Raw genomic sequence first — 25,442 nt, forward strand, 5'->3', positions numbered from 1 at the left:
GGGCCGGCCGCCGGGACCGCCGCGTCCAGGGCCGCCATCGCGTCCGCCGCCGCGGCCACCGGTTCCGCCGCCCTTGCGCGGGCCGCGGCTTTTCTGGTTGTTGTCGTCGCTCATGGTGGCTCCTGAAGCCGGATCATCGCGGGCCGGGTTGCGAAGCGATCCGGGACGGCAGCGGCTCTTGAATCTGGTATTAGCCGGCGCTTGTAGCAGGCGATTTCGCCCGCTGCGAGCGGCAATGATGGGGTTCGATGGGATCGATCGACGCAAAGCAGGTCGAGGTCGCGCCGATGGCGCTGGCGCTCACCGAGGCACGCGCTGCGGCGGAGCGCGGCGAGGTGCCGGTCGGGGCGGTGATCGTCCGCGGCGGTGAGGTGCTGGCGAGCGCCGGCAACCGCACGCTTGAGCTGAAGGACCCGACCGCCCATGCCGAGACATTGGCGATCCGGCTGGCCTGCGAAGCCATCCAGTCGGAGCGACTGATCGATTGCGATCTCTATGTCACGCTTGAGCCTTGCCCGATGTGCGCCGCGGCGATCTCCTTCGCCCGGATCAGGCGGCTCTATTTCGCAGCCTCCGACCCGAAGGGCGGGGCGGTCGAGAACGGCGTCCGGCTCTATCGCAGCCCGAGCTGCCATCATGCGCCCGAGGTCTATGGCGGCCTGAGCGAACGCGAGGCGGCAAAGCTGCTGCGCGACTTCTTCCGGGGGAAGCGCTGATGGCGGAGGTGATCCGAGCCGCGAACCCAGCTGATGCTGACGCCATCTTCGGGCTCACCCGCGCCGCCTTCGGTGGCGAGGACGAGGTCGGCATCGTCGAGCGCCTGCACAGCGATGGTCTCGTTGCCGTCGAGCTGGTCGCGGAGCAGGGCGGTGCGATCATCGGCCATGTCCTGCTGAGCTGGCTGCCGACGGTGATGGACGGGCGCGCCGTGAAGGCCTTGGCGTTGGCGCCGATGGCAATCCGGCCGGGGTTGCAAAAGCAGGGCATCGGCGGTCGGCTCATCATGGCGGCGCTCGACGAGGCGAGGGCTGCGGGCGCCGAGGCGGTGATCGTGCTCGGCCATCCCGATTATTATCCGCGCTTCGGCTTCTCGGCGGCGCTGGCACGGAACCTCGCCTCTCCTTTCTCAGGTGAGGCCTTCATGGCGCTGGAACTGGTGCCGGAAGCCCTGGCTGGCGAGCGGGGCTCGGTCAGCTACCCGGCGGCGTTTGGGCTGTAATCGGCCGGTGCGCCCGTATGGCCGCCGAATTGCGCGCGAATGCTTCAAGGAACAGCGTTAGCACTTCAAGAATGAGTATTCGCATCATTTTCAGGAATTTTTGAGAATAGATGTAAAGTAAATTTTCTGGTATTTGAATTTCATGCGCCTAGTTCGATCGGTCTAACTCCGATGGGGTAGAGGCGTTTCGAGTTGATCGATCAAGGCGTTGCTGGCGCTTTTTGCCATGTTTTTGCCTTGTATCATCCGTAGGTCGCCGCTGCACTGCTCAGCCAGACCAAGGAATGGTGGCTTGAGCCTTCCATTCTCCAAAGTCGGTAAATCTCCATTATGCGTAAAGTTGCGTTGGCTGCGCTGTCCGCGGCCTGTTGGTCTGTGTCCCCCTCCTTCGCCGCCGATACCCATCTCGCGAAGATCTCGTTCCAGCTCCAGGTGAAAGGGCTCGGCTGCCTGAAGCCGGAAACCCTCGGCATGATCAAGGAACTCACCGCCAAGATCGGCCCGATCCAGATCACCTCGACCTGCGGCGGCCGCCACGCTCGCAACTCCCAGCACTATCGCGGCAACGCCATCGATTTCCGCCCGCTCGCCACCTCGCCGCGGAACGCCGCGGCCGTCGCCAAGAAGATCGAAGCTGTCGGCGGCGTCGGCTCCTATTCGAACGGTCTCGTCCATGTCGATGTCGGTGACCGCGAGATCGCCTGGTACGGCCACAAGCGCAGCCGCCGGCTCGCCTATGCGGGACGTGGGCGCTAGCTCAAAGCATCGTCCGGGCGACCAGGTAGCCGCCCAGCGCCAGCAATCCGGCGAAGAAGCTGAGCTTGAAGGTCGCAGCGGAAATGCGCTGTCGGATCGCCTGGCCGAACCACATCCCGGCCAGCGCCGGCAGCAGCGCCAGCAATGAGGCGCCGGCGACCTTCAGGTCGAGCGCGCCGGCGCCGACCAGCCCGAAGGACAGGGCGATGGTCGAGACGATGAAGGAGAGGCCGAGCGCCTGCACCAGCTCGTCCTTGTCGAAGCCGAGCGCCTGCAGATAGGGCACGGCCGGCAGCACGAAGACGCCGGTCGCTGCGGTGGCGGCCCCGGTGATCACGCCGACCAGCGGGCCGAGCCAGATCTCGGCGTTGGCGGGTACGCGCAGCTTGGCGGCCTTCAGCCCGACCAGCGCATAGAGCACCAGCGCGATGCCGAGCCAGAGCGTCGCCGAACCGTCCTTGGCCTTCTCCAGCAGTCCGGCGCCGGCCCAGGTGCCGAGGCAGGTTCCGGCCAGCATCGGCCAGAGCCGGATCGCGATCGCCTTGAGCTTCGGCCCGGTGAGTTGCCAGCTGTTGGTGACGAGATTGGGGATGACCAGCAGCGCCGCGGCCTGGGCCGGTGCCATCACCACGCCAAGCACGCCGACTGCGATCGTCGGCAGGCCGAGCCCGATCACGCCCTTGACGAAGCCGGCGAGCACGAAGGTCGCGGCGATGAAGGTGAGGAGCGTCGTCTGGTCCATGGCCCTGCCAATCCGATCGATTGCGATGCCGCGACTTGTGGCAGGTCCTGACCCCGGCTGTCGCTCTTCGATGCTACGGTCCCCGCCGTAGCGTCCTTGCTTGCCTCAGGGGGCGCGGACGTCATCATGGCAGCCACAATGGAGGCGTCGAGCCATGGCCATGCACGGACCCTATCTCGCGGAGATCGCCCATCTGATGGGTGATCCCGCGCGCGCCAACATGCTGCACGCGTTGATGGATGGTCGCGCGCTGACGGCGAAGGAACTCGCCTTCCTGGCCGGCGTCGCGCCGCAGACGGCGAGCGGTCACCTTGCCAAGCTGATGCAGGGCGGCCTGCTCGACGTCGCCGCGCAGGGCCGCCATCGCTACTACCGGCTCGCGGGGCCGGAGGTCGCGACCGCATTGGAAGGGCTGATGGTGCTCTCCGGCGGCCAGGCGAATGGCAGGCGATTGCCTTCGCGCATCAGTGCCGACCTTGCCCGTGCCCGTACTTGCTATGATCATTTCGCCGGCCGCTTAGGCATCGCGATCCATGATGCGCTTTTGGCGGGCGGCCATCTCACCGTCGCCGATGGCGGTTATGGGCTCAGCCGCTCCGGTGTCGCGCTTTTCGTCGGACTCGGGATTGATCCGGCGACGGCGAGCAAGGGCAAGCGGGCTGCGCTGCGTCCCTGTCTCGACTGGAGCGAGCGCCGCCCGCATCTCGCCGGCTCGCTTGCGGCGGCTTTGGCCTGCCGCTGCTTCGAGGCTGGCTGGGTGACGCGGATCAAGGACAGTCGCGCTGTTGTGCTGACCGAGGAAGGGCGTACGGCGCTGGAGGCCGGCCTGCCGGGCTTCCGCTGCGACGAGCCCGAGGCGGTCACGCCGCCCGTTCGAGCGCCTCTGACAGCCTCCGCTTGACCTCTTCCTTCGCCGGCTGGGCGGCCTCGAGGATCGCCTGCCAGCGGAAGAAGTCGAGCCCGCCGAAGCCCTCGCCGCCGGCCCGGATCAGGATGTCCGGCGGCTGGCGCTCGATCATGCGCTGAACCAGTGCCCGCGTCAGGATCTGCGAGACGCCGACCATCGCTTCCAAAGGTTCCGGCACGCGGCTGTCGCTGACGGTCGCCGGTGCGCTGGTGTCGACCGCGAGCACGAGGCGTCCCGGTCCGAGCAGGCGGTCATAGGGCAGGGGATTGATGGCGCCGCCATCGATCAGCACCCGCCCGCCGATCGTCACCGGTCGGATCAGTCCGGGGATCGCCAGCGATGCGGCGACCGCTGGGGTGAGCGGGCCGCTCCCGAGGATGACCTCGTCATGCAGGTGGTAGTCGGTCGCGACCGACAGGAAGGGAATACCGAGTTCCTCGAAGCGATCAGGCACCGCTTGCGGCCAGAACAGGTCGAGCAGGCGCTCGCCGTCGATCAGCACTGGGTTGCCGAGGCCGCCGCGCCAGAGATCGGCGATCTTGCCGATGCGCGCTTCGAGCAGCCGGGCGATCACCCGGGCCCGGTCGCGGAAGCTCGCCTCGATATGGGCGCGCAGGTCGCGTCCGGAGAGGCCGGCGGCATAGGCCGCGCCGACGATCGCCCCCATCGACGAGCCGGCGATCAGCGCCGGCTTCAGGCCGAGCTCGTCGAGCGCCTCCAGCACCGGGATATGGCTGAGGCCGCGCGCGCCGCCCGAGCCTAGCACGAGGACGAGCTCGGGCCCGGACGGATCGGGCAGGCGGGCGAGGGGGCTGGAGACGCTGGTCATGGCCTGATGTTGCGGTGCGGGAGCCGCTCAGGCAACCTCCCTTGCGAGGAAAGGTTTCACCGCCGCGAGCGTATCCTGCGGATTCTCCTCCGGCAGGAAATGCCCGCTGACGATCGCCTGTCCCTCCGCCTGCGGCGCGAAGGTCTCGCGCCAGATCGCGAGCGGGCTCGCGCCCTTGGCCGGGATGCCGGCCTCGCCCCAGAGGACCAGCACCGGGCAGAGGATCTTTTTGCCCGCCCCGAGATCGGCCTTGTCGTGCTCGAGGTCGCTCGTCGCGCCGGCGCGATAATCCTCGCAGGCGGCATGGATGTGTGAGGGGTCGTTGAAGGAGTCGGCGTAGGCGGCCATCGCCAGCGGGTGGAAGGCCTCGATCTTCTTGGCCCGCGTCCAGCTCGCGATGGTGTGGTCGAGCCAGCCGGCGGGATCGGCCTGGATCAGCTTCTCCGGCACCGGCTCGGGCTGGGCGAGGAAGGTCCAGTGATAGACCTGCATGGCGCGCGCTGCGTTCATGCCCTCCCACATCGACACGGTCGGCAGGATGTCGAGGAGGACGAGCCGCTCGACCCGGCCGGGATGGTCGAGCGCAAGGCGATAGGCGACGCGGGCGCCGCGGTCATGGCCGATCACCGCGAAGCGGTTGAAACCGAGCGCGCTCATCGCGGCGACGATGTCCTCGCCCATGCCGCGCTTGCTGTAGAGCGCCTTGCCGCCGTCGCCATGCGGCGCGGCCGACCAGCCATAGCCGCGCAAATCCGGGCAGACGACGGTATGGGTCTTGGCGAGCTCGCCGGCCATCTCGTGCCATTCGGCATGGGTCTGCGGGAAGCCGTGGATCAGCACCACCGGCGGCCCGTCGCCGCCGACGCGAGCGAAGATCTTGCCGACCGGCCCGTCGATCCAGCGCGCCTCAAAACCGGGAAAGAGGCTGTCGATATTGGTCATATGTGGCTCTCCGCTGCTCTCGCGTCGCGCCACATTATCTAGGCAGGCTGCCAGATCTTGTCAGCCTTCGCGCTCGCGCTTGATCGCCTGCCAGCCGATATCGCGGCGGCAGAAGCCGCCGGGCCAGTCGATCAGGTCGACAGCCGCGTAAGCCTTGGCCTGCGCCTCGCTGACGGTCTTGCCGAGCGCGACGATGTTGAGCACGCGCCCGCCATTGGCGACGATGTCGTCGCCCTCCGCCTGCGTGCCGGCATGGAAGACCAGCACGTTCTTTTCGGCGGCCGCCTTGTCGATACCCTTGATGACGCTGCCCTTCTCGGGCGTGCCGGGATAGCCCTTCGCGGCCATCACCACCGTCAGCGCGACATCGTCGGACCAGCGCAGGTCGACGGCGTTGAGCACGCCGTCGCGGGCGGCGAGCAGCGCCGGCACCAGATCGCTCTTCAGGCGCGGCATCAGCACCTCGCATTCGGGGTCGCCGAAGCGGGTGTTGTATTCGATCAGCTTCGGGCCATCGGCGGTGATCATCAGCCCGGCGAAGAGCACGCCCTTGAACGGCGTGCCACGCTGGTTCATGCCCGCTAGCGTCGGCGCGATGATCTCGGCCATGACGCGTGCTTCCATCGCCTTGGTCATGACCGGGGCCGGCGAATAGGCGCCCATGCCGCCGGTGTTCGGGCCGGTGTCGCCGTCGCCAACGCGTTTATGGTCCTGGGCGGAGGCGAGCGCGAGCGCATGCGTGCCGTCGCAAAGGGCGAAGAAGCTCGCTTCCTCGCCGATCATCCACTCCTCGATCACCGCCTCGGCGCCGGCAACGCCGAGCCCGCCGGAGAACATCATCGCCAGCGCCTCATTGGCCTGCTCGACCGTCTCGGCCATGATCACGCCCTTGCCGGCGGCGAGCCCGTCGGCCTTGATCACGAGCGGCGCGCCTGTTTGCGCGACATAGGCCTTCGCCGTAGCCTCGTCGGTGAAGCGGGCGAAACCCGCGGTCGGGATGCCGAATTCGGCACAGAGCTCCTTGGTAAAGGACTTCGAGCCTTCGAGCTGCGCCGCCGCCTTCGACGGCCCGAAGGTCTTGATACCCGCGGCTTCGAGGTCGTCGACGATACCGTCGACCAGCGGTCCTTCTGGCCCGACCACGACGAGGCCGACGCCCGTCAGCTTGCAGAAATCGGCGACGGCGCGATGGTCGGCGACGTCGAGCACGACATTCGTGCCGCATTCCGCGGTGCCGGGATTGCCGGGGGCAATGAAAAGCTTGTCGCAGAGAGGGGAGGCGCAGATCGCCCAGGCCAGGGCATGCTCGCGCCCGCCGGACCCGATCAGAAGAATGTTCATCGTGCCGCCTCGTTCAGCTCACATCCACCGTGCACCAAACCTCACCGGTCATCCCGGACAAGCGGCGCAGCCGCGCCGATCCGGGATCCATTCCAGAGCCTTTCCGAAAGAGGTTCCGGAATGGGTCCCGGGTCTCCCTCCGGTCGCCCGGGACGACGTGGCTGGTTCCGGCAGGAAGTCCACAAGGCGCGCAATAGCCGCCATCACCTGACAGGGCAACGCTTCTGCTTGCGTCCTTGCGCCGCTAAGTTCGCGCCATGGACAACGAATCGCCTCAAGCCCCCGGCAATGCCCCCGAATGGTCGGTCTCCGACCTCTCCGGCGCGCTCAAGCGTACGCTGGAGGATGCCTTCGGCTTCGTGCGCGTGCGCGGCGAAATCTCCGGCTATCGCGGCCCCGTCGGCTCCGGCCATGTCTATTTCTCGCTGAAGGACGCCAACGCCAAGATCGACGCGGTGATCTGGAAGGGCGTCTTCGGCCGGCTGAAGACCAAGCCCCAGGAAGGGCTCGAGGTGGTCGCCACCGGCAAGATCACCACCTTTGCCGGCAAGTCGAGCTACCAGATCATCATCGATTCGCTCGAGCCCGCCGGCATCGGCGCGCTGATGGCGCTGCTGGAAGAACGCCGCAAGAAGCTCGCCGCCGAAGGCCTGTTTGATGCAGGCCGCAAGCAGCTCATCCCGTTCCTGCCGCGCGTCGTCGGCGTCATCACCTCGCCGACCGGCGCCGTCATCCGTGACATCCTGCACCGGCTGGAGGAGCGTTTTCCACGTCAGGTCCTGGTCTGGCCGGTGCGTGTCCAGGGCGAGAGCAGCGCGGCTGAGGTCGCCAACGCGATCGCGGGCTTCAACGCGCTTCCTGAAGGCGGGCGCATTCCGCGTCCGGATGTGATCATCGTCGCGCGCGGTGGTGGCTCGCTCGAAGACCTGATGGGCTTCAACGAGGAGGTGGTGGTGCGTGCCGCCGCAGCCTCGCTGATCCCGCTGGTCTCGGCGGTCGGCCACGAAACCGATGTGACCCTGATCGATCACGCCGCCGATCTGCGCGCGCCGACGCCGACCGGCGCGGCCGAGAAGGTCGTGCCGGTGCGGGTCGAATTGCTGGGGCAGGTGACGGATCTTTCCCGGCGGCTCTCCGGAGCGACGCTGCGCCTGTCCGAGCGCCGCCGCAACGATCTGCGCGCGCTCGCCCGTGCTCTGCCAACACCCGAGAACCTGCTAGCTGCGCCGCGTCAGCGGCTCGATCTTGCCGCCACCAAGCTTGGGCCGGCGCTGGCGCGCAATGCCCGTGCTTACGAACAGCGTCTCACCCAGCTCGATCGGCGCCTGCATGCGCAGTCACCGGCGGCGCGGCTCGCGACACATGCCGCTCGGCTCGACGGCCTTGGCAAGCGTCTGGCGGCGGCGCGTGGAGCGCTGCTGCGGGCAGAACGTGACCGGATCGCCCGCGCCAATGATCGGCTCGATGCGGTCGCCGCACGTGCGGTCTCCGCTTTCACCCGCCAGATCCAGCGCCGCCGCGACCGGCTCGACAGCGTCTGGGCGCTCGCTGTCTCGCTCGGGCCGCAAGCGGTGCTGGCACGCGGCTATGCGCTGGTGCGCGACGATGACGGCAATCTGCTGCGCAGCGCTGCAGCGGCGCGGCCGGGTTTGGCCCTCCAGGTCACGCTCGCCGATGGCAGCTTCGGCGCCGTTGTGCCGGGGGGGGCTTCGCCGCCGCAGGCGCCGCGACAGGCCGCGCGCAAGGCGGTCGGCGGGAGCGGGCAGGGCGATCTGTTCTGACATTCCGAAAACCGGTCATTCACCACCAATTTGGATGAATAGCGTCCCGTTCAGATAGCGTTCAGCTAGAGCTGGCTAATCGCTGCCTGATAGCGGTTGGGGGAATGATCCTTGATGCTCGCCGGTTTCCGGATACGCCTTGCTTGTGCCTTTGCCATGCTTGCGCCTCTGGGTCTGCAAGTTCAGCAGGCAAACGCGACCGAGTTCGTCTGCAAGCCGTCGACGCTCACCCGCGATGCCGCCGATCTCGCTTCAGCCTGGAACAAGGGTAGCGCTCCCCTGCGCATCCTCGCCATCGGCTCGTCCTCGACCGAAGGCATCGGCGCCAGCGGCAAGGACAAGACCTACCCGGCCCGGCTCGGCGCGTTGTTGCGCGAAGGCCTGTCGGGCCGCTCCATCGAGATGGTCAATGCCGGCATCGGCGGCGAGACCGCGCCGCAGACTTTGTCGCGCCTGAAGGCCGCGTTGTCGGAAGGCCGCTACGATCTGGTGATCTGGCAGGTCGGAACCAATGATGCGGTGAACGGCGGCGACCTCGGCACCTTCCGCAATCTCGTCGCCGACGGGATCGCTGCCGGCAAGCAGGCTCGGACCCGGCTCATCATCCTCGATCCGCAGTTCTATCCGGGCATCAAGGAGACGGCGCGTTATCGCGCCTATGTCGACGCCATCGCCGAAGTCGCCAGGGCACAGGCCGTTCCGGTGCTGTCGCGCTATCAGGCGATGCTGAGCTGGTATCAGCGCGACGCGGACGGCTTCATGGCGGCGCTCGCCGGCGACCGTTTCCATATGAGCGATGCCGGCTATGGCTGCCTAGCGCAGGACATCGCCCGCTCACTCCTGGGCGACAAGCCGGCTGTGACGCTCACGGCCTCGGCACGCTGAGGTCTGATAGGCCGCTGCTCGCCGCCGCTTCACTTACCCATCAGGAAGGCCTTGACCCGCTTGATCGCGTCCGCGCGTGCGGCCGGGTCGGTGCCGATGGTGACCTTGCCGGTTCCGGAGGCCGAATAGGCGACGCCTTCCTTCTCGCGCCGGTCGAGACGTGGGTGATCGAAATCATGCACCGCGCCGGGATAGAGCACGAGCTCGACCGGCTCGCCGCGGGCGCGGGCCGCCCTGGTGAGGAAATCGCAGGGGGCGGGCGGCGTCCAGTCGTCGGCATCGCCCATCAGGATCAGGGTCGGCAGCCGCGCCTCGAAGCTGCCCGACTCCGATTGCAGCCGGCAGCCGGGATAGAAGGCGACGGCGCGGGCGAAATCGGGCTGGCGATCGGCCGGCCGGCGGTCTTTGCGGATCGCGGCCAGGACGCTGGAGCCGCCGCCCGACCAGCCGAGCAGCGCGATCGCATCGCGGCGGACATCGGGGCGCTCCTGCAGCCAGCGCCGCGCCGCCATCGCATCACCGACGCGTTCGCGGCTGGCACGAATGGTGACGTCCTTGACGCCGCATTGCGAACCGAGCCCGCGCGAGCCGTAGCTGTCGGGCATCAAGACGATGAGCCCGGTCTCGGCCAGGCGCTCGCCCCAGTCGCTGTGCCGCATCGAAAGCTTCTCGGGCTCGCGCCAAAGGCCGCCGCAGCCATGCAGCGCGACCACGGCAGGGAACGGTCCCGGACCTGTCGGACGGAATATCACACCGTCGAGCTGGTAATCGTCATGCGGGATACGGACGCGTTCATAGCCGCCCGCGATCGCGGGTGCCGCGAGCAGGGAAACAAGACCAATCGCCAGCAAGGTGGCGCGGGTCAGGCTGGACATCATCGGAACTGACGCTATCACAGAAAGACCCTGTTGGAACAATGCGTTGATTCAGAGATGGTTGCGTCCTACTGCAACCCCTGCGCTAGTCTTCCGCCGCTCCACTGTACGGCCCCGTGATGAACATCAACGAACGTCTGCCCCCTTCCGGATCCGAAGCGCAGGTCGATTACGGCCATGGCGAGTTCCGGGTCGTGCGCCCCGGCGCCTTCGTCCGCTGCGCCGTCACTGGCGCTGCGATCCGGCTCGAGGATCTGCGCTACTGGTCGGTCGACTGGCAGGAGGCCTATGCCTCGCCCGAGGCGGTGCTATTGCGCGTGCGACGTGCCGGCCGCACCTGAGCGGGCCTTTACGACGGCACTGCGCAGCAGCGCGTCGAGCGCTGCGTCATCCTCAAAGACGAGCGTGACCGGCACGCACAGAAGGAGCGAGCGCTCGGCCGCCGGCCAGAGCGGCGCGAGCTTGACCATGTCCTTCTGCGTGACGGCGATGCGGCAGGCCTTCGCTTTCGCGTCGGCGATCAGCACCGCGACGTCAGCATCCGAATAGGCGTGGTGGTCGCCATAAGCGCGTTCGCCGGCAAGCCTCGCACCGGCGGCGCGCAGCGTCGCCGCGAATTTCTCGGGCCGGCCGATCCCCGAGGCGGCCAGCACCGACAGGCCGGCGAGCTCCGCCTGAATGTCGACCGGCGGCACGAGCTTGGCCCGCAGGACGCGCTTGCCGACGGTGAGCGCCTGCGCGGCGACATGGTCGCCGGCCGCTCCCTCTCCGATGACGATGAGGGCATCGACCTGCCCGAGCTGCCCGGCGAGCGGTGCGCGCAGTGGCCCGGCCGGCAGGCAAAGTCCGTTGCCGACGCCGACGGCACCATCGACGACCGCCAATCGCAGGTCCTTGTGCAGCGAGGGATTCTGCAACCCGTCATCCATCAGGACGAGGCTTGCGCCGGCCTCGCGCGCCAGCGCAGCGCCCGCCGGCCGTTCGCGCGCGACAATCGTCGGCAATTGCGCCGCCAGCAGCAGCGGTTCGTCGCCGACATCGACAGGGGTGTGCCGGTCCGGTTCGACCCGCACCGGGCCGGAGAGCCGCCCGCCATAGCCGCGCGTCAGGGCGAAGGGCATCTCGCCCATCGTGGCGAGCCGGGATGCCAGCGCCAGCGTCGTCGGCGTCTTGCCGGCGCCGCCGGCGACGAAATTGCCGACGCAGATCACCGGTATGCCGGCTTCGGCACCCGGACGTTGCATGCGCTTCAGCGTGATCGCGCCATAGAGCATCCCGAGCGGTTGCAGCAGCCGGGCGAGGGCGGATGGCGGCACGCGCCACCAGAAGCCCGGGGCGCGCATCAGTCCACGCTCTCGCGCTGGCCGATGGTGGCGCGCAGCAGCAGCGGCTCGATCGCCTGGACGGTTCGTTCCAGCGCGCCGCTGAGCTCGGTGCTGGTGCGGGCTGCGGCCCGAGCGGCCTGGCGCGCTGCCGCGGGGTCGCTGAGCCAGCGATGCACGGCCTGGGCCAGTTCCTGCCGGTCGGCGACCTGGATTGCGCCACCGCCGGCATCGAAGGCGGCGAAGAGGTCGGCGGATTTATGCACGAGCGGGCCGTGCAGGAGGGCGCAGCCGAGCTTGGCCGGCTCGATGGGGTTATGGCCGCCGATGGGGGCGAGCGAGCCGCCGATGAAGGCGACCGGCGCCAGCCGGTAGAACAGGCCGAGATCGCCGAGCGTGTCTGCGATGTAGAAGTCGATGTCGCGCTCGGGCAGGTGGCCGAGCGAGCGCCGGGCGCTGGCGACGCCGTTGGCCTGCGCCAGCGCCTCGACCTCGCCGCCGCGATCGGGATGGCGGGGCACGACGATGGTGAGGAGCTTCGGCAGATGCGTCCTGACGCCGAGATGGGCGGCGAGCACGTCCTCTTCCTCGCCCGGATGGGTCGAGGCGGCGACCCAGACCGGCCGGCCGGCGGCGAGGCCGTCAAGCAAGGCAAGCGTATTGGGATCGGCCGGCGGGGCGGGGACGTCGAATTTCAGGTTGCCGGCGATGCTGACGCGCGGCGCGCCGAGCTGGGCGAGGCGCTGCCCATCCTCCTGCGACTGCGCCAGGCAGCGGTCGAAGCCGGAGAGCAGATAGCGCGAGGTCTGCGGGAACTTGTACCAACGCTGGAAGGAGCGCTGCGACATGCGCGCATTGACCAGGACGAGCGGCACGCCGCGCTTGCCGGCCTCGATCATCAGGTTCGGCCAGATCTCGGATTCGCAGATCAGGCCGAGATCGGGGCGCCAATGGTCGAGGAAGCGGCGCATATAGCGCGGCACATCGAGCGGCAGAAACTGATGGATCGCCCCGGCTGGCAGGCGCTGCGCCAGAAGCCGCGCCGAGGTCACAGTGCCCGAGGTCACCAGCACGGCGAGTCCGCGCCGCTGCAGCCGCTCGATCAGGGGCAGCAGCGTCACCGTCTCGCCGACGCTGGCGCCGTGCAGCCAGACCAGCGTCTTCGCCGGCCGTTCGACGCTCGCATGGCCGCGCCGCTCGGAGAGGCGTGCCGGGTCTTCCTTGCCGCGCCGGCGCCGCCAGAGCAGCAGGCCAGCGGCCACCGGCTCGAGCAGGGCGGTGAGCGTCCGGTAGGCCTGGATGATGAAGCTGCGGCCGATCATGCGGCGTTGGCCTTCGCCATTGCCTTGGCAGCCTGGGTTTCGCGCAGGCCGGCGCCGGGGTCGCGCGCGCCGATCAGCGCATAGGCGCGCTCATGCACGGCGTCGAGCCCGGCCTGGACGGCGAGCCGCGCCGCCTCGCAGGTCGCCTCGTCCGCCTCACGCGCAACCCAGACGGGATCGCCGACGACGATGGCGCCGCGCCCGAAGGGCAGGCCGATCGAGGCGCGATCCCAGCTGTTGAAGTCGATGCGCCGGCTGGTCACCACCGCGATCGGGTGGATCGGCCGGCCGGAGGCGCGTGCCAACTGGACGATGCCGGGGCCGCAGATGCGGGCGCGCTTGGGAATGTCGGCGGTCAGCACCATGGTATCGCCGGCGGCGAGTCGGCGGACCATGGCGAGGAAGGCCGGCGCGCCGCCCTTCTCCCGGACCTTCTTGCCCGAGGCGCCCGAGCCGCGGATTGCACCAATGCCGAGCTCACGCAGCGCGACGGCATTGAATCCGCCGTCGCCATGACGCGAGACCAGAGAGCAGGACGGCATCCACTCCGGCCGGGCGAATGGGATCATGACATGCTGGCCGTGCCACATCGCGATGATCAGCGGCAGCTCGCCGCGCACGCGGTCATAGACGTCGGCCGGCTCGACGACGAAGCGGTTCGTGCGCCTGACCAGGCGCAGATAATAGGCGAGGCTGCGCCCGAGCGCCTCCTGCGCGAACTTCGTCTTGAGCAGCGAAAATCCCATCGAACCGGACTGTGGTGCCTTTCAGATCAATTCTGAGCCGTCGAGGGATCGAGCAGGCGATGCAGATGGACGACGAAATAGCGGGTCTGGGCCTGGTCGACGGTCTGCTGCGCCTTGGACTTCCAGGCCGCATGGGCGGCGGCATAGTTCGGGTACACGCCGACGATGTCGAGCTTGGATAGATCCTTGAACTCGACCCCGTCGAGCGAGCTCAGCTCGCCGCCGATCACGAGGTGCAGCAGCTGCTTGTTGTCCTGGCTCGTGCTCATCGTTCGTCTCCGACCGGTGTCCTGAGGTCTATGTCGAAAGCAAGCTGGAGCACTGCCGGATTCGCTCCGACCTGCCTCGCCTGCGTTTTTGCCGTGCGATCAGATAAGCCATCAGCCGCGCCCGCGCGAGGGCCGATCGCCAACAAATTGCGGTTATTTCCGGCAGCTTTCGCCCTGGTGCCGCGGCAGCGGCGTCGCGCCGCGCTTCAGCTTCGCTGCGGCTGGCTCTCTCGCAGCCGGCGCAGTGCCTGCGCGAGTGGTGCTGCGAGGCTGGTTCCTGACGCCATCAGCATGCCGTGGACCGGTATCTCGCGGTTATAGCCGAGGGTCTCGCCATCGGACGTCGTGACCTGCCCGCCGGCCTCCTTGAGCACGAGATCGGCGGCGGCGAGATCCCAGTCGCGCGCATCCGGTGAGACCAGCCCGGCATCGATCGTGCCGTCGGCGATGCGGGTCAGCCGCAGCGCCAGCGACGGAATCTTGTCCGCGGCGATGAAATTGTCCTGGCGGGCGAGGGCATCGAGCATCGGTTTTGGGCCTGCGATGCGGGCACCGGCGAGCGTCGTGAGCTCGTTCGTGCGGATCGACTTGCCGTTGCTGTGCGCTCCACCGCTGCTGATCGCCGTATAGGTCGTCGCCCCCGCCGGCGCGTGCACCACGCCGAGGACGGGCCGCCCCTCGTCGAGCAGGGCGACGCAGACTGCCCAATCGGGCGAGCCCGCCATGTAGGCGCGGGTGCCGTCGATCGGATCGACCACCCAGACGAAGCGGCGCGACAGGCGGATCGTGTCGTCGGCCGTTTCCTCCGAAAGCCAGGCGGCTTCCGGCAGCAGTGCCGCGAGGCGGACATGCAGGAAGGTGTCGACGCCGATATCGGCTTCGGTCACCGGCGAGCCACCGGCCTTCGACCAGGTCTTGGCGGCGGTATTCGCGCCGGGGCGGAAGAGGTCGAGCGCGAGGCCACCGGCCTCGCGGCAGGCGGCTTCGACGGCGGGCAACAGATCCCCGGCGATCGGTAGAGGTATCGATGTCATCGCGCTTCGTTACGGCCTTGCGGGGCGGCTGAACAAGGAAAAAGCCACCATCGAGAGAAAGATTTCGTCAAGCATCAACCGGGAAACCGGCCGGAAGAGGGCGGAAAACCGCTTCAACACCTTTGTTTAACCCTCAAGCTTAAGCGCTCGGACAATCCTTCCGGCCACTCTCCTCCCTGCAGAGCACGAGAACCCCGCATCGACAGAGGGTTCCGGGCAGCAGGGATTAAAAGAGAGGCGTTAAAACCGATGGCCAGCGTCACGCCGGCTGCTGGGGAGGCTGGCTGCGTGCCTGCCTTTCCCAGCAGCGCGCATAATCAGAGCGGACAGCCCTCGCAGCCGGCGCAAGCGCCGCAGCAGCAAAATGGTCCACGCATCGAGCGCGTCGGGCCGGTGCGCATCCTGCGTGGCGGTGCCGGATGGCGCGGTGTCGCGCTGCGTTTGGCTGGCGGCGCGATTGCCGATGATGACCGTTTCCAGCTTGCTCTGACCGCGGGCGATGGCCGTTCGGTCGTGGTCGCCGTGCTCGATCAGGACGATGCCATCGCCGTCTGGCGCGATGCCGGCCGCGCCAGCGGCCTGCCGTTGCTGCTCGAAACCAGCGACGGCGCGATCACCGAACCCTATCCGCAGGTCGGCCGGGTCGCGCTCGGCGCGGTCCGCATCCGCCGCCGGCATGCCCTGCTCGCCGGCCGCCGGCCGCGCTTCCTGACGCGGCGCAAGACCGGCCGCCTGCCGGAGCGCCCCGTGGTGATCCGCGGCGAAATCTTGTCCTAGAGCAGGATGGCTTAGCGCAGAAACACCGCGTCTTTCCGGGCTCGATCCTTTGGATCGCCCCGGAATGACAGCGTGGTTCGGTTGCTAGAAGGCGAACTTCACTAGTGCATCGAGCGCGAAGCCGGCCGCGAGCAGCAGGCCGGCATGCCAGTTCGACCGGAATAGCTTCAACGCCGTGGGCCCGTCGGCGCCGGCGATGCTGTGGACTTGCCAGCCGAGGTGCAGCGCGAACAGCGCCACCCCGATGAAGGCGACCGGACCCGCCCCTGAGAACCAGGCGGCGACGCCGGCGAGCGCGATCGTCATGCCGTAGCAGAGCCCGACCGCCTGCTGGGTGAAGGCGCCGAAATAGCGCGCGCTCGACTTGATTCCGGCGATGACATCGTCCTCGATGTCCTGCATCGCGTAGATCGTGTCGTAGCCGATCGTCCAGAACACCGCGGCGGCATAGATCAGATAGGCCGGCGCATCGAGCTGGCCGAACACCGCGCTCCAGCCGACGAGCCCGCCCCAGGAAAAGGCGAGGCCAAGCACGAATTGCGGCATGTTGGTGATCCGCTTCATGAACGGATAGATCGCGACGATTGCCAGCGAGGCGATGCCGGCGATCACCGTGAAGCGGTTGAACTGCAGCAGGATGACGAGGCCGACCAGCGACAGCCCGACCATGAAGGCGGCGGCTTGCTTCGGGCTGACCTGGCCGGAGGGCAGGGGACGGCCACGGGTGCGCGCCACCTGTGCGTCGAGCTTGCGGTCGACGATGTCGTTGAAGGTCGAGCCGGCGCCGCGCATCACGATCGCGCCGATCAGGAACAGCAGGCAGTGCCAGGGATTGGGGAGGGGTTGGCCGGCTGCGATCGCCGCCAGCCCTGCCGCCCACCAGCACGGCAGCAGCAGCAACTGCCAGCCGATCGGGCGCTCGATCCGGGCGAGTTTCAGATAGGGCCGAAGGGGACGCGGCGCTTTGGTATCGACCCAATGCCCGGTTAGAGCGTCGGGAAGCGGCGCATCCGCAAGAGGGGGCGAGGGCGCCATCGTGGCGCCGGCCGTATCAGAGCGCGCCCTGCGGCACGCGCATCGCGCCGCCGGTGATCGAATCGGCGCCGCCGAACGGGTTGGCGCCCTGTTGCTGCTGCGCCTGCTGCTGGGCGCGGCGCTGCATCTGCGCCTGCTGCTTCACCGCATTGCAGGCCTGGCCGCGGATGGCGCCGGCCTTCTCATTGTCGGCCTTCATGCCGTCGACGAAGCTCGCCGGAATCTGGCACCAGTCCTGGTTGGCGGAGGCGAACTTGATCAAGGTATTGCCGTTGCCGACCAGCCGACCCAGGATGCCGCAGGCCTGCTGGGGCGTCATCTTGCGCTTGGCCTTCGCGTTCGCGTTGAGCTGCCCGACGATCGACTGGCGCTCCTGCATGAGCTTCTGGATATTCTCGCAGCCCGAGGGCGCCTGCGCCAATGCAGGCTCGGCCAGGGCCAGCCCGGCCAGCGCCGTCGCCAGCTTCAGGGTCGCGTATCGCCGCATCATCCGCTCCGCTCTTGTCCCATCACCCACGCCCGTCCCGGCGTCGCGGGCCTTTCCATAACAGTGAGAGCCATGCGCCAACAAGCGCCGGCTCGTAATTCACCGAGATTGCTTGCTGATAGCGTGGGATTGTGGCGACTTTCGCGCCATTGTGACGGGATCGGATTCGAAGAGCATGCGGGATTTCACCAAGCACCGGCTGTACAGCGAGGCGCCGTTGGCCACGGGCGCTGTGCTGGAACTCGCGCGCGACCAGGCCAATTACCTGCTCAACGTGCTGCGGTTGCGCAGCGGCGACACCATCCTCGCCTTCAACGGCCGCGACGGCGAATGGCTCTGCGCGATCCGGGCGGAAGGACGCAAGCAGGCCAGCCTGGAGGCGCTGAACCAAACCCGCCCGCAGCCGCCCGCGCCCGGGCTCGTCTACCTTTTCGCGCCGCTGAAGCATGCGCGGCTCGACTATATGGCCCAGAAGGCGGTCGAGATGGGGGCGGGCGTGCTTCAGCCGGTGCTGACCCGCTTCACCCAGGTCTCGCGGCTCAATCTCGAGCGGCTCGCCGCCAATGCGGTCGAGGCGGCCGAGCAATGCGGCATCCTCGCTCTGCCGGAGATCAGAGCAGAGCAGCCGCTCGCGGCAGCGCTGGCAGCGCTCGAGCCGGAGCGGCTGCTGGTCTTCTGCGACGAGGCGCAGGAGCCGCAGAGTCCGATCGCCGCCTTGCAGAAGGCCCCGCATGGGCCGATCGCCCTGCTGATCGGCCCGGAAGGCGGCTTCGACGAATCGGAGCGCGCTCTGATTCTCCAGCGCGAGCGGGTGCTACGCCTGTCGCTTGGCCCGCGCATCCTGCGAGCGGACACTGCGGCGGTCGCGGCGCTCGCCGTCGTGCAGGCGACATTGGGCGACTGGTCCGTCAAATAACTCCGCAACTTGCGTGCTGTGAGCTCCTCTCCCGCCGCTCGGAACGCGATGGCGGCTTCCGCGTTTAGGCGTGGAAACTGCGCCGCTGGTCGCAGTTCCGACTCATTGACTGGCAGTCTGGCGCCGCTGCTTCGCTCCGGGGCGGCCCGCCACGGGGGAGAGACATCATGGTGAGCAGCGCCTACCGCTTCGGTATCGAGGAGGAGTATTTCCTGTCCGATGCCGGAAGCCGCGGCGCCGTGCGCAAGATCGCACCGCGTTTCATCGAGGCGGCCCAGGCTGCCTTTCCCGACGAGTTGCAGCGCGAGATGCTGCAATCGCAGATCGAGGTGGCGACGCCGGTCTGCGAGAGCATGACCCAGGCCCGCCATTCGCTGCGGCGGCTGCGCTCGGGGCTCGCGGCGATCGCACGCGAGCACGATATGCTGCTGCTTGCCTGCGGCACCCATCCGAGCGCCGTCTGGGCTCGCCAGCGCGCCACCGAGGCCAAGCGCTATGACGGCATCATGCGCGACCTGCAGATGCTCGGCAGCCGCAATCAGCTCTGCGGCCTGCATGTCCATGTCGAGGTGCCGGACGAGGAGCAGCGCATCTCGATCATGGTCCGGATGCTGCCTTTTCTGCCACTGCTGCTGGCGCTCTCGACCTCTTCGCCGTTCTGGCAGGGGCGACGGACCGGGCTGATGGGCTACCGGCTCTGCGCCTATGCCGAGTTGCCGCGCACTGGCCTGCCGGAGCTCTTCGCCAACGCTGCGGATTATCGCGCCTATGTCGACACCATGGTCGCCGCCGGCGCGATGCGCGATTCCAGCTTCATCTGGTGGGCGATCCGGCCCTCGCATCAGCATCCGACGCTGGAGCTGCGCGTCGCCGACAGTTGCACGCGGCTCGACGACACGCTTGCGATAACCGCGCTCTATCGCTGCCTGGTACGCCATCTCGCGCGCAAGCCCGGGCTGAACGCCGACCTCACCGCCGCCTCGCGCGCCCTCGCCGGCGAGAACATCTGGCGCGCCCAGCGCTACGGCCTGCATGGCGGCTTCGTCTGCGAGAAGCGCCGCGCCATGCTGCCGGTCGGACAGGTGCTGGACGAGGTGCTGGCCCTGCTCGATGAGGATGCCGCTGCGCTCTGCTGCAGCCTCGACCTCGCCCATTGCCGTACCATCGTCGCCGGCGGCACCAGCGCCGACATGCAGCTCGCGATCTTCGAGGAGGCTCGCGCCGGTGCTGGCGGCCAGAACGCGGGGCTCGTCGCCGTCACCGACTGGATCGCCGCGCAGACGCGTGCGGATGACGACCGGTTCGCGCCGAAGGGTGCAAATCTGCTGCGCGGAGCCGCCTGACCGCTTCGCGATCATGCATTGATGCAAGGTCAGCGCGCGCTCGCACGCGTTTGCGGTCGTTGTCGTATGGTCGCCGCTCGCCTATTGCTGGCGCTCCTCAGCGCATGGCGCGGCGGGAGCGTTCGCTTCCGCTCGCCGTGTCGCATTGTTAGATCCGGCGCGTTGCCCGGCTGCCAGATCGGCGGGCGGCGCCTCGGTGCATGCATGCCGGAGCGCCCATGGCCCGCGACGTATCCGATTCGACTCCGATCAGCTCGAAGGCCGAACTCGTCGGCTGGATCGCGCAGGGTGAAAAACCGGCTTCCGAATTCAGGCTCGGCACCGAGCACGAGAAGTTCCCGTTCTATCGCGACGATCTCAGCCCGGTTCCCTATGAGGGCGCAGCGGCCGGCCGCAGCGGCGGCATCCGGCAATTGCTGGAGGGCATGCAGGCACGCCTCGGCTGGGAGCCGATCCTCGATTCCGGCCACATCATCGGCCTGGCCGGTCCCGAGGGCGGCGGCGCGATCTCGCTGGAGCCTGGCGGCCAGTTCGAGCTCTCCGGCGCGCCGCTTGCAAATGTGCATGAGACCGCCAGCGAGCTCGACCAGCACCTCGCCGATGTGAAGGCGGTCGCCGAGCCACACGGCATCGGTTTCCTGCCGCTCGGCCACTCGCCGCTCTGGACCCGCGAGCAGACGCCGATGATGCCGAAGCGGCGCTATCAGATCATGAAGAACTACATGCCGAAGGTCGGCACGCGCGGCCTCGACATGATGTTCCGCACCTGTACCGTCCAGGTGAATCTCGATTTCGCCGACGAGGCCGACATGGTGCGCAAGCTGCGGGTCTCGCTCGCCTTGCAGCCGCTGGCCGCGGCGCTCTTTTCCGCCTCGCCCTTCAGCGAGGGCAAGCTCAACGGCTTCCAGTCGATGCGCTCCGAGATCTGGCGCGACACTGACAATGCCCGCTCCGGCATGCTGCCCTTCGCCTTCGACGAGGGCATGTCCTACGAGGCCTATGTCGACTGGGCGCTCGACGTTCCCCTGTACTTCGTCAAGCGCGGCGACACCTATCACGACGTCGCCGGCGCCTCCTTCCGCGACCTGCTCGCCGGCAAGCTCCCGCAATTGCCGGGCGAGCGCGCCACCATGTCGGACTGGGTCAATCACCTCGGCACCCTGTTCCCGGAGGTGCGGCTGAAGCGCTATATCGAGATGCGCGGCGCCGATGCCGGCCCGGTCGAGATGCTGAACGCGCTGCCGGCCTTCTGGGTCGGCCTGCTCTATGACGACGCTGCGCTCGCGGCCGCCTGGGACCTGGTCAAGGGCTGGAGCGCCGAGGAACGTCAGCAACTGCGCGACACCGTGCCGAAGGCCGGGCTCAACACCAAGATCGCGAACCGTCCGCTGCGCGAGCTCGCCCGCGAGGTGGTCGAGCTGTCGCGTGCAGGTCTCGCTCGCCGGGCTCGACTCGACGGCAAAGGCCGCGACGAGGCGATCTATCTCGAGCCGGTCATCGCCATCGCCCAGAGCGGCCGCACGCTCGCCGAGCGTCTGGCAGTGCGTGAGCAGGGGGCCTGGGGCGGCAAGGTCGAGCCGGTCTTCCCGGAACTCGCGCTGTAGGCGCTGTAGGCGAGCGAGACATTCGCCGGTGATCGCGTGTTTTGCGCTTCGGATTAACCAATCGTCCGGAGTTTTGGGCTAATCTGGTGGGCATGGAACGCTTTTCGGCCCTGGCCCTCGAATTCCTGCGCGACCGCCGCGGCGCGACTGCGCTCGAATATGGCTTCATCGCGTTCTTCGTCTCGATCGCGGCGATCGCGACGATCCGGCAGATCGGCCCGCTGCTGAACGCGAAATACGCCAGCATTCTGCCTGGCCTCCAGTAGGACACTCCTGCGCGCGCCTGTCGTGGCGCGCCGATCTCGCCCGCCTGTGCCGTGACTCTCCATTCAGTTTTAAGCGCATTTTACCATATCGCCGGAAGATCATGCGGTCAGGCGGGTTTTCCCAGCGATACCAGCGACATTCACGAGTTCTGGAAAGGTTTTCTCAATCGCCCCGCGCCTAGCGTTCAGGCAATCGTCCTGTAGTTCGCCTGTCCCGTTTGCGAGGCCCTCCAATGCCCGGCCTGTTCCGATCTTTCCTGACGGATGTGCGCGGCGTCAGCGCGCTGATGTTCGGCCTCGCCGCGCCGGCGATCGCTCTTGCTGTCGGCGGAGGCATCGATTTCAGCCAGGCCGCGGCGCGACGCCAGCGTATCGCCAGCGAGGTCGAGATCGGTTGCCGGGCAGCGTCGCTGGAGATCAACTACCTGTCGCGGCAGACGGGAGCGGACCCGAAGAAGGACTACACCTCGGTCGCGAACACCAAGATCAGGGAGCAGGTCAACAACCTCTCCCAGTCGGGCGTCACCGGCGTCACGGTGACGAGCACGCTCGCCAACAGCATCATTACGGCCGTCGCAACGGCTACCAGCGCCAATGCCTTCGGCGGCATACTAGGCTACAATACGATAGCGCTTCGCGTCGAACGGAACTGCAATTACGTAGTCGGAACTCCTGGGACACCGCCCACCACTGGAACCGGCAAGGTTCTCTTCGTCGAATCCTTCGAGACCGGACACAATGTCGCGTCGAACAGCTGGACCGTCCTGAACAATTGGAATGGCTGGACGACCCAGAGCGGCAAGGGTGGCATCGAGATCAACGGTATCCCGGAACTCGCGGCCAACACGATCCGCTTCGGCAATTTCTTCGCCGAACTGGATTCGCACTGCTATACCTCGGGCTGCAAGACCAATTCGAACATGTGGCGCGAGTTCACCAATCTCGAGGTGGGCGATTACGAGCTGAGCTACTGGTACATCTCGCGTGTTCGGAACGCGGCCTATGCCAACCAGACTCTGTGCGCCTACAGCACCGACGTGAAGGCGGTGTGGGACAAGCTCAAGGCGGCGACTTGGGAAAGCCAGACCAATCGCATCGAGGTCTTCTTTCAGAAGAAGTCGAGCAGCTACAGCACGCCTTCCAAGGACGTGGACAAGGCCACCGACCAGGTCGATGTCTGCGTGCATACCGACAAGTGGACCGAGCGCAAGATTCCGCTGAAGGTCACGACGAAGGGCACCTATCGCATCTTCTTCCAGGCTGCAGGCCGCGAGGACACTTATGGCGGCCTGATCGACTACATCCGCTTCTGCAGCGGCAGCTGCCCGTGAACGGGCCTGACCATATGAGAGGTGACGCTCCACCGCTCGGCAAGACGCGCCTTCGCGCATTCCGTCGCGATATCGCGGGCTCGACGGCGATCGAGTTCGCCTTCATCGGGATGGCGTTCGTCGTCCTGCTGCTCGGCATTCTCCAGTTCGCGCTCGCCTTCATGGCACAGATGTACATCCATGACGCCGTATCCGACGCGGCAACCGGCAGGACCGCCGGTACTTATGCGGGAAACCGGGCGCAGGTGAAGACGCAGATCTGCGGGCGCATGATCGCGGTCGACAATTGCGCCGGCAATCTTCTCGTCGAAACGCAGCCGCTGGCGAATTATCCAGCCGGGTCGCAACCGGTCACCGGCGCGAACTTCGTCGCCGGCACATCCGGGACGATGATGCTGATCCGGGCACGGGCGCCGGTGATCACCTTCGTGCCCGGGCTGCCGACGCTGCACGTCACCGCAGCCGCACTCTATACGAGGCCGTGATGAGGCGTTCCTTCGGATTGTTCAGCCTATCGCGGCGGCGGCATGGATTGCTCCGCGATCAGCGCGGCGTCGCGGCGATCGAGTTCGCCTTGATCAGCACGGGTATGTTCGCCATGCTTTCGGGCGCGGTCGACGTCACCCAGGCCATCACCATCCAGCGCGATCTGAACCGCTTCACCGCGGAGGTTGCGCAGGCGGTCGCCAGCGCCTGCAAGGGAGGGGCCAGCTGTTTCGCCGCGGCACTGGAGAACATCAGGGCGCGGCAGGGCAACATCGCACCGCAGCTCGGGGCGATGCAGCTCGGCATCGCGAATTTCGAGAGGAACAACGATCGCATCGAGAACATTGCCGGCACGATGACCTATCTGCCGGCCGACATGAATACCCGGGCCATGGCGATCATGGCGAACGGCGACAAGGGTGTCGCGGTGCTCGCGACCTATACCCACCGGCCGATCATCCTCGGCCTCGCTGACGACTGGGGCTTCACGACCAAGAACTTCACCGGCAAGAGCGTCGTTCTAGCTTCCCGCGCCGGATACTAGAGCAATTCCAGCAAAAGTGCGCAGCGGTTTTGCGTCAGGAATTGCGTGAAAACAAAGAGATGGAGCATTGGAGGCGAACCCGTGTTCGCCGGAAATGCTGTAGTGTCGGTGCCGCCTATTCCGCCGCCACTTTGAAACTCTGCAGGTTGTCCAGGCTCTGGATGATGTGCTCAGCGAGCGCGTTCGACAGGATCGAGGGATCGTGCCGCGTGCGCAGCAGGCCGATCTTGCAGGAGGGCAGGGTGGAGAAGCCCTCGGCGGGGCCCAGGATGCGCATGCCCGGCCGGACCGCGCTCTCAGGCAGCACCGAGACGGCCAGGCCCGCTACCACTGCGGCGCCGACCGCGGTCGAGTTCCAGCTGGCATAAAGCACGCGGAAGCGCCTTCCCTTGCTTTCCAGCGCCTCGACCGCCGCCTGACGCCAGTTGCAGGTCGGGCGGCCCAGCGCCAGCGGCAGCGGGTCTTCCTCGTGCACGCAATGGCGGGCCGAGGTCACCCAGAGCAGCGGCTCGATCCGGATGATCTCGCCCTGGCCGCGGCCTTCGACATGGGTGATGATCGCAAGGTCGATGTCGCCGCCGCCGATCCGTTCCGCCAGCATCGGCGTCGGCTCGCAGACCACGGTGACCTCGGTGCGCGGATTGGAGCGGGCGAAGCGCGCCAGGATCTCCGGCAGATAGCGGTCGGCATAGTCGTCGGGCACGCCGAGCCGGATGCGGCCCTTCAGATCCGCCTCGGTGAAGCTCGCGACGCATTCGAGGTTCAGGCGGACAATGCGGCGGGCATAGTCGAGCAGGCGCTCGCCATCCTCGGTCAGCTTGGCATGACGCCCATCGCGGCCGAAGAGCGGGCGGCCGACGCGCTCCTCCAGCCGCTTCATCTGCATCGAAACGGCCGATTGCGTCTTGAAGACGATTTCGGCGGCGCGGGTGAAGGAGCCGGTGTCGGCGATGGCAACGAAGGTCTTGAGCTGATCGGCGTCGAGCACATGGGCCATGGCCGGCCTCCTCCCAGAGGTTCATCAAGATCGGTTGTGTTTGGTATCATAACCATTCGTTTGGCTGATGGCCAGCGTGGAGTTATCGTTTGGGCATTCTCCCGCCTATGCCGGTCAGCCCCGGTTCGGAGGGGAGGCGAGTTTCCATGTCCAACCCCGAGGAGGCTGTCATGCTGGTCATGACCTTCGTCACGAAGACCTTGTCTGCCGTTTCCGGCGGCGCGGCGCGTGCTGCCGCTCATTCGGTCACGGGCACGAAAAACCTGGTGCGCGCTTTCCTGCACCGCCGCGAGGTGATGCGCCTCAGCGAGCTCGACGAGCGCGGGCTGAAGGATATCGGCCTCGTCCGCTCCGATATCGACGGCGCGCTCGCGGTCTCTTGGCTGAGCGATCCGTCGAGCGTGCTGCAGGATCGCTCGAACCAGCAGCAGGCGGCTGCCGTAAGCCGGCGAGAGGCCGGGGTTCGACGGCCCGTGGTGATCAAGGCCGCGACGCGGCCGAGCGCGAATGACATCAAGATCGCGTGCAACGCCTGACCCCTTGGCGTGACGCGTCCCTGCGGGCGGTGGCTTCGGCTGCCGCCCTTTTTTATGCCGGAGGGTGCAGTCTGGCCTGCAATCGTTAACCGGCCTGCGCGTCACGTAACGCTTCATTCAGCAAGTTCGATCACATTTGCGCCGCATTGC

29 protein-coding genes are annotated in these 25,442 nt (G+C 67.4%); 16 read left to right on the top strand and 13 right to left on the bottom strand.

Going from position 1 to position 25,442, the window contains the following annotated elements:
• Nucleotides 1-248 precede the first annotated feature (248 nt).
• The 3 genes from AC1DS0_RS09010 (at nucleotide 249) to AC1DS0_RS09020 (ending at nucleotide 1,975) form a co-directional block, all read left to right on the top strand.
• Nucleotides 249-716 (top strand): nucleoside deaminase, encoded by a 468-nt coding sequence (locus AC1DS0_RS09010; RefSeq protein ID WP_476814032.1) that lies wholly within the window; start codon nucleotides 249-251, stop codon nucleotides 714-716.
• Entirely contained in the window at nucleotides 716-1,219 is a 504-nt protein-coding gene (locus tag AC1DS0_RS09015) for a GNAT family N-acetyltransferase (protein ID WP_476814033.1), read from the top strand. Before AC1DS0_RS09010 ends, AC1DS0_RS09015 begins: the two co-directional genes overlap by 1 nt.
• 375 nt (nucleotides 1,220-1,594) lie before the next feature.
• Nucleotides 1,595-1,975 carry a hypothetical protein gene (locus AC1DS0_RS09020; RefSeq protein ID WP_476814034.1) on the top strand — a complete coding sequence of 127 codons (381 nt, stop codon included), beginning with the start codon at nucleotides 1,595-1,597 and terminating at the stop codon, nucleotides 1,973-1,975.
• 1 nt (nucleotide 1,976) lies between these two features.
• Here AC1DS0_RS09020 and AC1DS0_RS09025 read toward each other — a convergent pair whose 3' ends face one another.
• Nucleotides 1,977-2,717, bottom strand: a complete 741-nt coding sequence (locus AC1DS0_RS09025) for a sulfite exporter TauE/SafE family protein (protein WP_476814035.1) — start codon at nucleotides 2,715-2,717, stop codon at nucleotides 1,977-1,979.
• 154 nt (nucleotides 2,718-2,871) lie between these two features.
• Between AC1DS0_RS09025 and AC1DS0_RS09030 the strand changes: the two genes are divergently transcribed.
• A complete protein-coding gene (locus AC1DS0_RS09030; protein WP_476814036.1) occupies nucleotides 2,872-3,618 on the top strand; it encodes an ArsR/SmtB family transcription factor in 747 nt (248 codons plus the stop codon).
• Here the strand turns inward: AC1DS0_RS09030 and AC1DS0_RS09035 are convergent.
• The 3 genes from AC1DS0_RS09035 to purD are packed head-to-tail and all read right to left on the bottom strand — an operon-like array spanning nucleotide 3,578 to nucleotide 6,736.
• Entirely contained in the window at nucleotides 3,578-4,453 is an 876-nt protein-coding gene (locus tag AC1DS0_RS09035) for a patatin-like phospholipase family protein (RefSeq protein ID WP_476814037.1), read from the bottom strand. The genes AC1DS0_RS09030 and AC1DS0_RS09035 overlap by 41 nt on opposite strands.
• 27 nt (nucleotides 4,454-4,480) lie before the next feature.
• Nucleotides 4,481-5,395, bottom strand: coding sequence for an alpha/beta fold hydrolase (locus AC1DS0_RS09040; RefSeq protein ID WP_476814038.1), 915 nt, complete (start codon nucleotides 5,393-5,395; stop codon nucleotides 4,481-4,483).
• A gap of 60 nt (nucleotides 5,396-5,455) precedes the next feature.
• Nucleotides 5,456-6,736 (bottom strand): phosphoribosylamine--glycine ligase, encoded by a 1,281-nt coding sequence (gene purD, locus AC1DS0_RS09045; protein ID WP_476814039.1) that lies wholly within the window; start codon nucleotides 6,734-6,736, stop codon nucleotides 5,456-5,458.
• Nucleotides 6,737-6,993: 257 nt separating this feature from the next.
• Here purD and xseA point away from each other — a divergent pair, with 257 nt between their 5' ends.
• Both xseA and AC1DS0_RS09055 read left to right on the top strand, forming a co-directional pair.
• Nucleotides 6,994-8,517: an exodeoxyribonuclease VII large subunit gene (xseA, locus tag AC1DS0_RS09050; protein WP_476814040.1), complete on the top strand. Its 1,524-nt coding sequence runs from the start codon at nucleotides 6,994-6,996 to the stop codon at nucleotides 8,515-8,517.
• A gap of 156 nt (nucleotides 8,518-8,673) precedes the next feature.
• The gene (locus tag AC1DS0_RS09055; RefSeq protein ID WP_476814041.1) at nucleotides 8,674-9,402 is read left to right on the top strand and encodes an SGNH/GDSL hydrolase family protein; all 729 of its coding nucleotides are present in this window, start codon (nucleotides 8,674-8,676) and stop codon (nucleotides 9,400-9,402) included.
• A gap of 29 nt (nucleotides 9,403-9,431) precedes the next feature.
• On the opposite strand, the gene AC1DS0_RS09060 is transcribed toward AC1DS0_RS09055, so the two are convergent.
• Nucleotides 9,432-10,277: a dienelactone hydrolase family protein gene (locus AC1DS0_RS09060; RefSeq protein ID WP_476814042.1), complete on the bottom strand. Its 846-nt coding sequence runs from the start codon at nucleotides 10,275-10,277 to the stop codon at nucleotides 9,432-9,434.
• Between the two features lie 119 nt (nucleotides 10,278-10,396).
• Between AC1DS0_RS09060 and AC1DS0_RS09065 the strand changes: the two genes are divergently transcribed.
• Complete coding sequence (locus AC1DS0_RS09065; RefSeq protein ID WP_476814043.1) at nucleotides 10,397-10,618, top strand: DUF2093 domain-containing protein; 222 nt, start codon at nucleotides 10,397-10,399, stop codon at nucleotides 10,616-10,618.
• On the opposite strand, the gene lpxK is transcribed toward AC1DS0_RS09065, so the two are convergent.
• The 5 genes from lpxK to AC1DS0_RS09090 all read right to left on the bottom strand — a co-directional run bounded on the left by lpxK (nucleotide 10,586) and on the right by AC1DS0_RS09090 (nucleotide 14,970).
• Complete coding sequence (gene lpxK / locus AC1DS0_RS09070) at nucleotides 10,586-11,620, bottom strand: tetraacyldisaccharide 4'-kinase (protein ID WP_476814044.1); 1,035 nt, start codon at nucleotides 11,618-11,620, stop codon at nucleotides 10,586-10,588. The genes AC1DS0_RS09065 and lpxK overlap by 33 nt on opposite strands.
• Nucleotides 11,620-12,921 (bottom strand): 3-deoxy-D-manno-octulosonic acid transferase, encoded by a 1,302-nt coding sequence (locus tag AC1DS0_RS09075; protein WP_476814045.1) that lies wholly within the window; start codon nucleotides 12,919-12,921, stop codon nucleotides 11,620-11,622. The genes lpxK and AC1DS0_RS09075 overlap by 1 nt, the downstream gene beginning before the upstream one ends.
• Nucleotides 12,918-13,667, bottom strand: a complete 750-nt coding sequence (locus AC1DS0_RS09080) for a lysophospholipid acyltransferase family protein (RefSeq protein ID WP_476814046.1) — start codon at nucleotides 13,665-13,667, stop codon at nucleotides 12,918-12,920. Before AC1DS0_RS09080 ends, AC1DS0_RS09075 begins: the two co-directional genes overlap by 4 nt.
• Before the next feature lie 26 nt (nucleotides 13,668-13,693).
• Nucleotides 13,694-13,936 (bottom strand): DUF4170 domain-containing protein, encoded by a 243-nt coding sequence (locus AC1DS0_RS09085; RefSeq protein ID WP_476814047.1) that lies wholly within the window; start codon nucleotides 13,934-13,936, stop codon nucleotides 13,694-13,696.
• Between the two features lie 206 nt (nucleotides 13,937-14,142).
• Entirely contained in the window at nucleotides 14,143-14,970 is an 828-nt protein-coding gene (locus AC1DS0_RS09090; protein ID WP_476814048.1) for a 3'(2'),5'-bisphosphate nucleotidase CysQ, read from the bottom strand.
• A gap of 288 nt (nucleotides 14,971-15,258) precedes the next feature.
• On the opposite strand from AC1DS0_RS09090, the gene AC1DS0_RS09095 reads away from it, so the two are divergent.
• Nucleotides 15,259-15,747 (top strand): DUF6101 family protein, encoded by a 489-nt coding sequence (locus AC1DS0_RS09095; protein ID WP_476814049.1) that lies wholly within the window; start codon nucleotides 15,259-15,261, stop codon nucleotides 15,745-15,747.
• An 84-nt stretch (nucleotides 15,748-15,831) separates the two neighbouring features.
• On the opposite strand, the gene ubiA is transcribed toward AC1DS0_RS09095, so the two are convergent.
• Complete coding sequence (gene ubiA / locus AC1DS0_RS09100) at nucleotides 15,832-16,782, bottom strand: 4-hydroxybenzoate octaprenyltransferase (RefSeq protein WP_476814050.1); 951 nt, start codon at nucleotides 16,780-16,782, stop codon at nucleotides 15,832-15,834.
• Nucleotides 16,783-16,798: 16 nt separating this feature from the next.
• Nucleotides 16,799-17,269, bottom strand: coding sequence for a hypothetical protein (locus tag AC1DS0_RS09105; RefSeq protein WP_476814051.1), 471 nt, complete (start codon nucleotides 17,267-17,269; stop codon nucleotides 16,799-16,801).
• Between the two features lie 175 nt (nucleotides 17,270-17,444).
• On the opposite strand from AC1DS0_RS09105, the gene AC1DS0_RS09110 reads away from it, so the two are divergent.
• The 7 genes from AC1DS0_RS09110 (at nucleotide 17,445) to AC1DS0_RS09140 (ending at nucleotide 23,759) form a co-directional block, all read left to right on the top strand.
• Entirely contained in the window at nucleotides 17,445-18,185 is a 741-nt protein-coding gene (locus tag AC1DS0_RS09110) for a 16S rRNA (uracil(1498)-N(3))-methyltransferase (protein ID WP_476814052.1), read from the top strand.
• A gap of 167 nt (nucleotides 18,186-18,352) precedes the next feature.
• Nucleotides 18,353-19,528 carry a carboxylate-amine ligase gene (locus AC1DS0_RS09115; RefSeq protein WP_476814053.1) on the top strand — a complete coding sequence of 392 codons (1,176 nt, stop codon included), beginning with the start codon at nucleotides 18,353-18,355 and terminating at the stop codon, nucleotides 19,526-19,528.
• Nucleotides 19,529-19,746: 218 nt separating this feature from the next.
• Entirely contained in the window at nucleotides 19,747-21,132 is a 1,386-nt protein-coding gene (locus AC1DS0_RS09120; protein ID WP_476814054.1) for a glutamate--cysteine ligase, read from the top strand.
• A 92-nt stretch (nucleotides 21,133-21,224) separates the two neighbouring features.
• Nucleotides 21,225-21,398, top strand: coding sequence for a Flp family type IVb pilin (locus AC1DS0_RS09125; RefSeq protein ID WP_152016862.1), 174 nt, complete (start codon nucleotides 21,225-21,227; stop codon nucleotides 21,396-21,398).
• A 233-nt stretch (nucleotides 21,399-21,631) separates the two neighbouring features.
• A complete protein-coding gene (locus AC1DS0_RS09130; RefSeq protein WP_476814055.1) occupies nucleotides 21,632-22,729 on the top strand; it encodes a TadE/TadG family type IV pilus assembly protein in 1,098 nt (365 codons plus the stop codon).
• 14 nt (nucleotides 22,730-22,743) lie between these two features.
• The gene (locus AC1DS0_RS09135) at nucleotides 22,744-23,214 is read left to right on the top strand and encodes a TadE/TadG family type IV pilus assembly protein (RefSeq protein WP_476814056.1); all 471 of its coding nucleotides are present in this window, start codon (nucleotides 22,744-22,746) and stop codon (nucleotides 23,212-23,214) included.
• Between the two features lie 47 nt (nucleotides 23,215-23,261).
• Complete coding sequence (locus AC1DS0_RS09140; RefSeq protein WP_476814057.1) at nucleotides 23,262-23,759, top strand: TadE/TadG family type IV pilus assembly protein; 498 nt, start codon at nucleotides 23,262-23,264, stop codon at nucleotides 23,757-23,759.
• A gap of 115 nt (nucleotides 23,760-23,874) precedes the next feature.
• Here the strand turns inward: AC1DS0_RS09140 and AC1DS0_RS09145 are convergent, their stop codons facing one another.
• A complete protein-coding gene (locus tag AC1DS0_RS09145) occupies nucleotides 23,875-24,756 on the bottom strand; it encodes a LysR substrate-binding domain-containing protein (RefSeq protein ID WP_091832439.1) in 882 nt (293 codons plus the stop codon).
• Between the two features lie 107 nt (nucleotides 24,757-24,863).
• Here AC1DS0_RS09145 and AC1DS0_RS09150 point away from each other — a divergent pair, with 107 nt between their 5' ends.
• Nucleotides 24,864-25,292, top strand: a complete 429-nt coding sequence (locus tag AC1DS0_RS09150) for a DUF1127 domain-containing protein (RefSeq protein ID WP_476814058.1) — start codon at nucleotides 24,864-24,866, stop codon at nucleotides 25,290-25,292.
• Nucleotides 25,293-25,442 lie beyond the last annotated feature (150 nt).

This window comes from Allobosea sp. P4_H5, assembly GCF_056400825.1.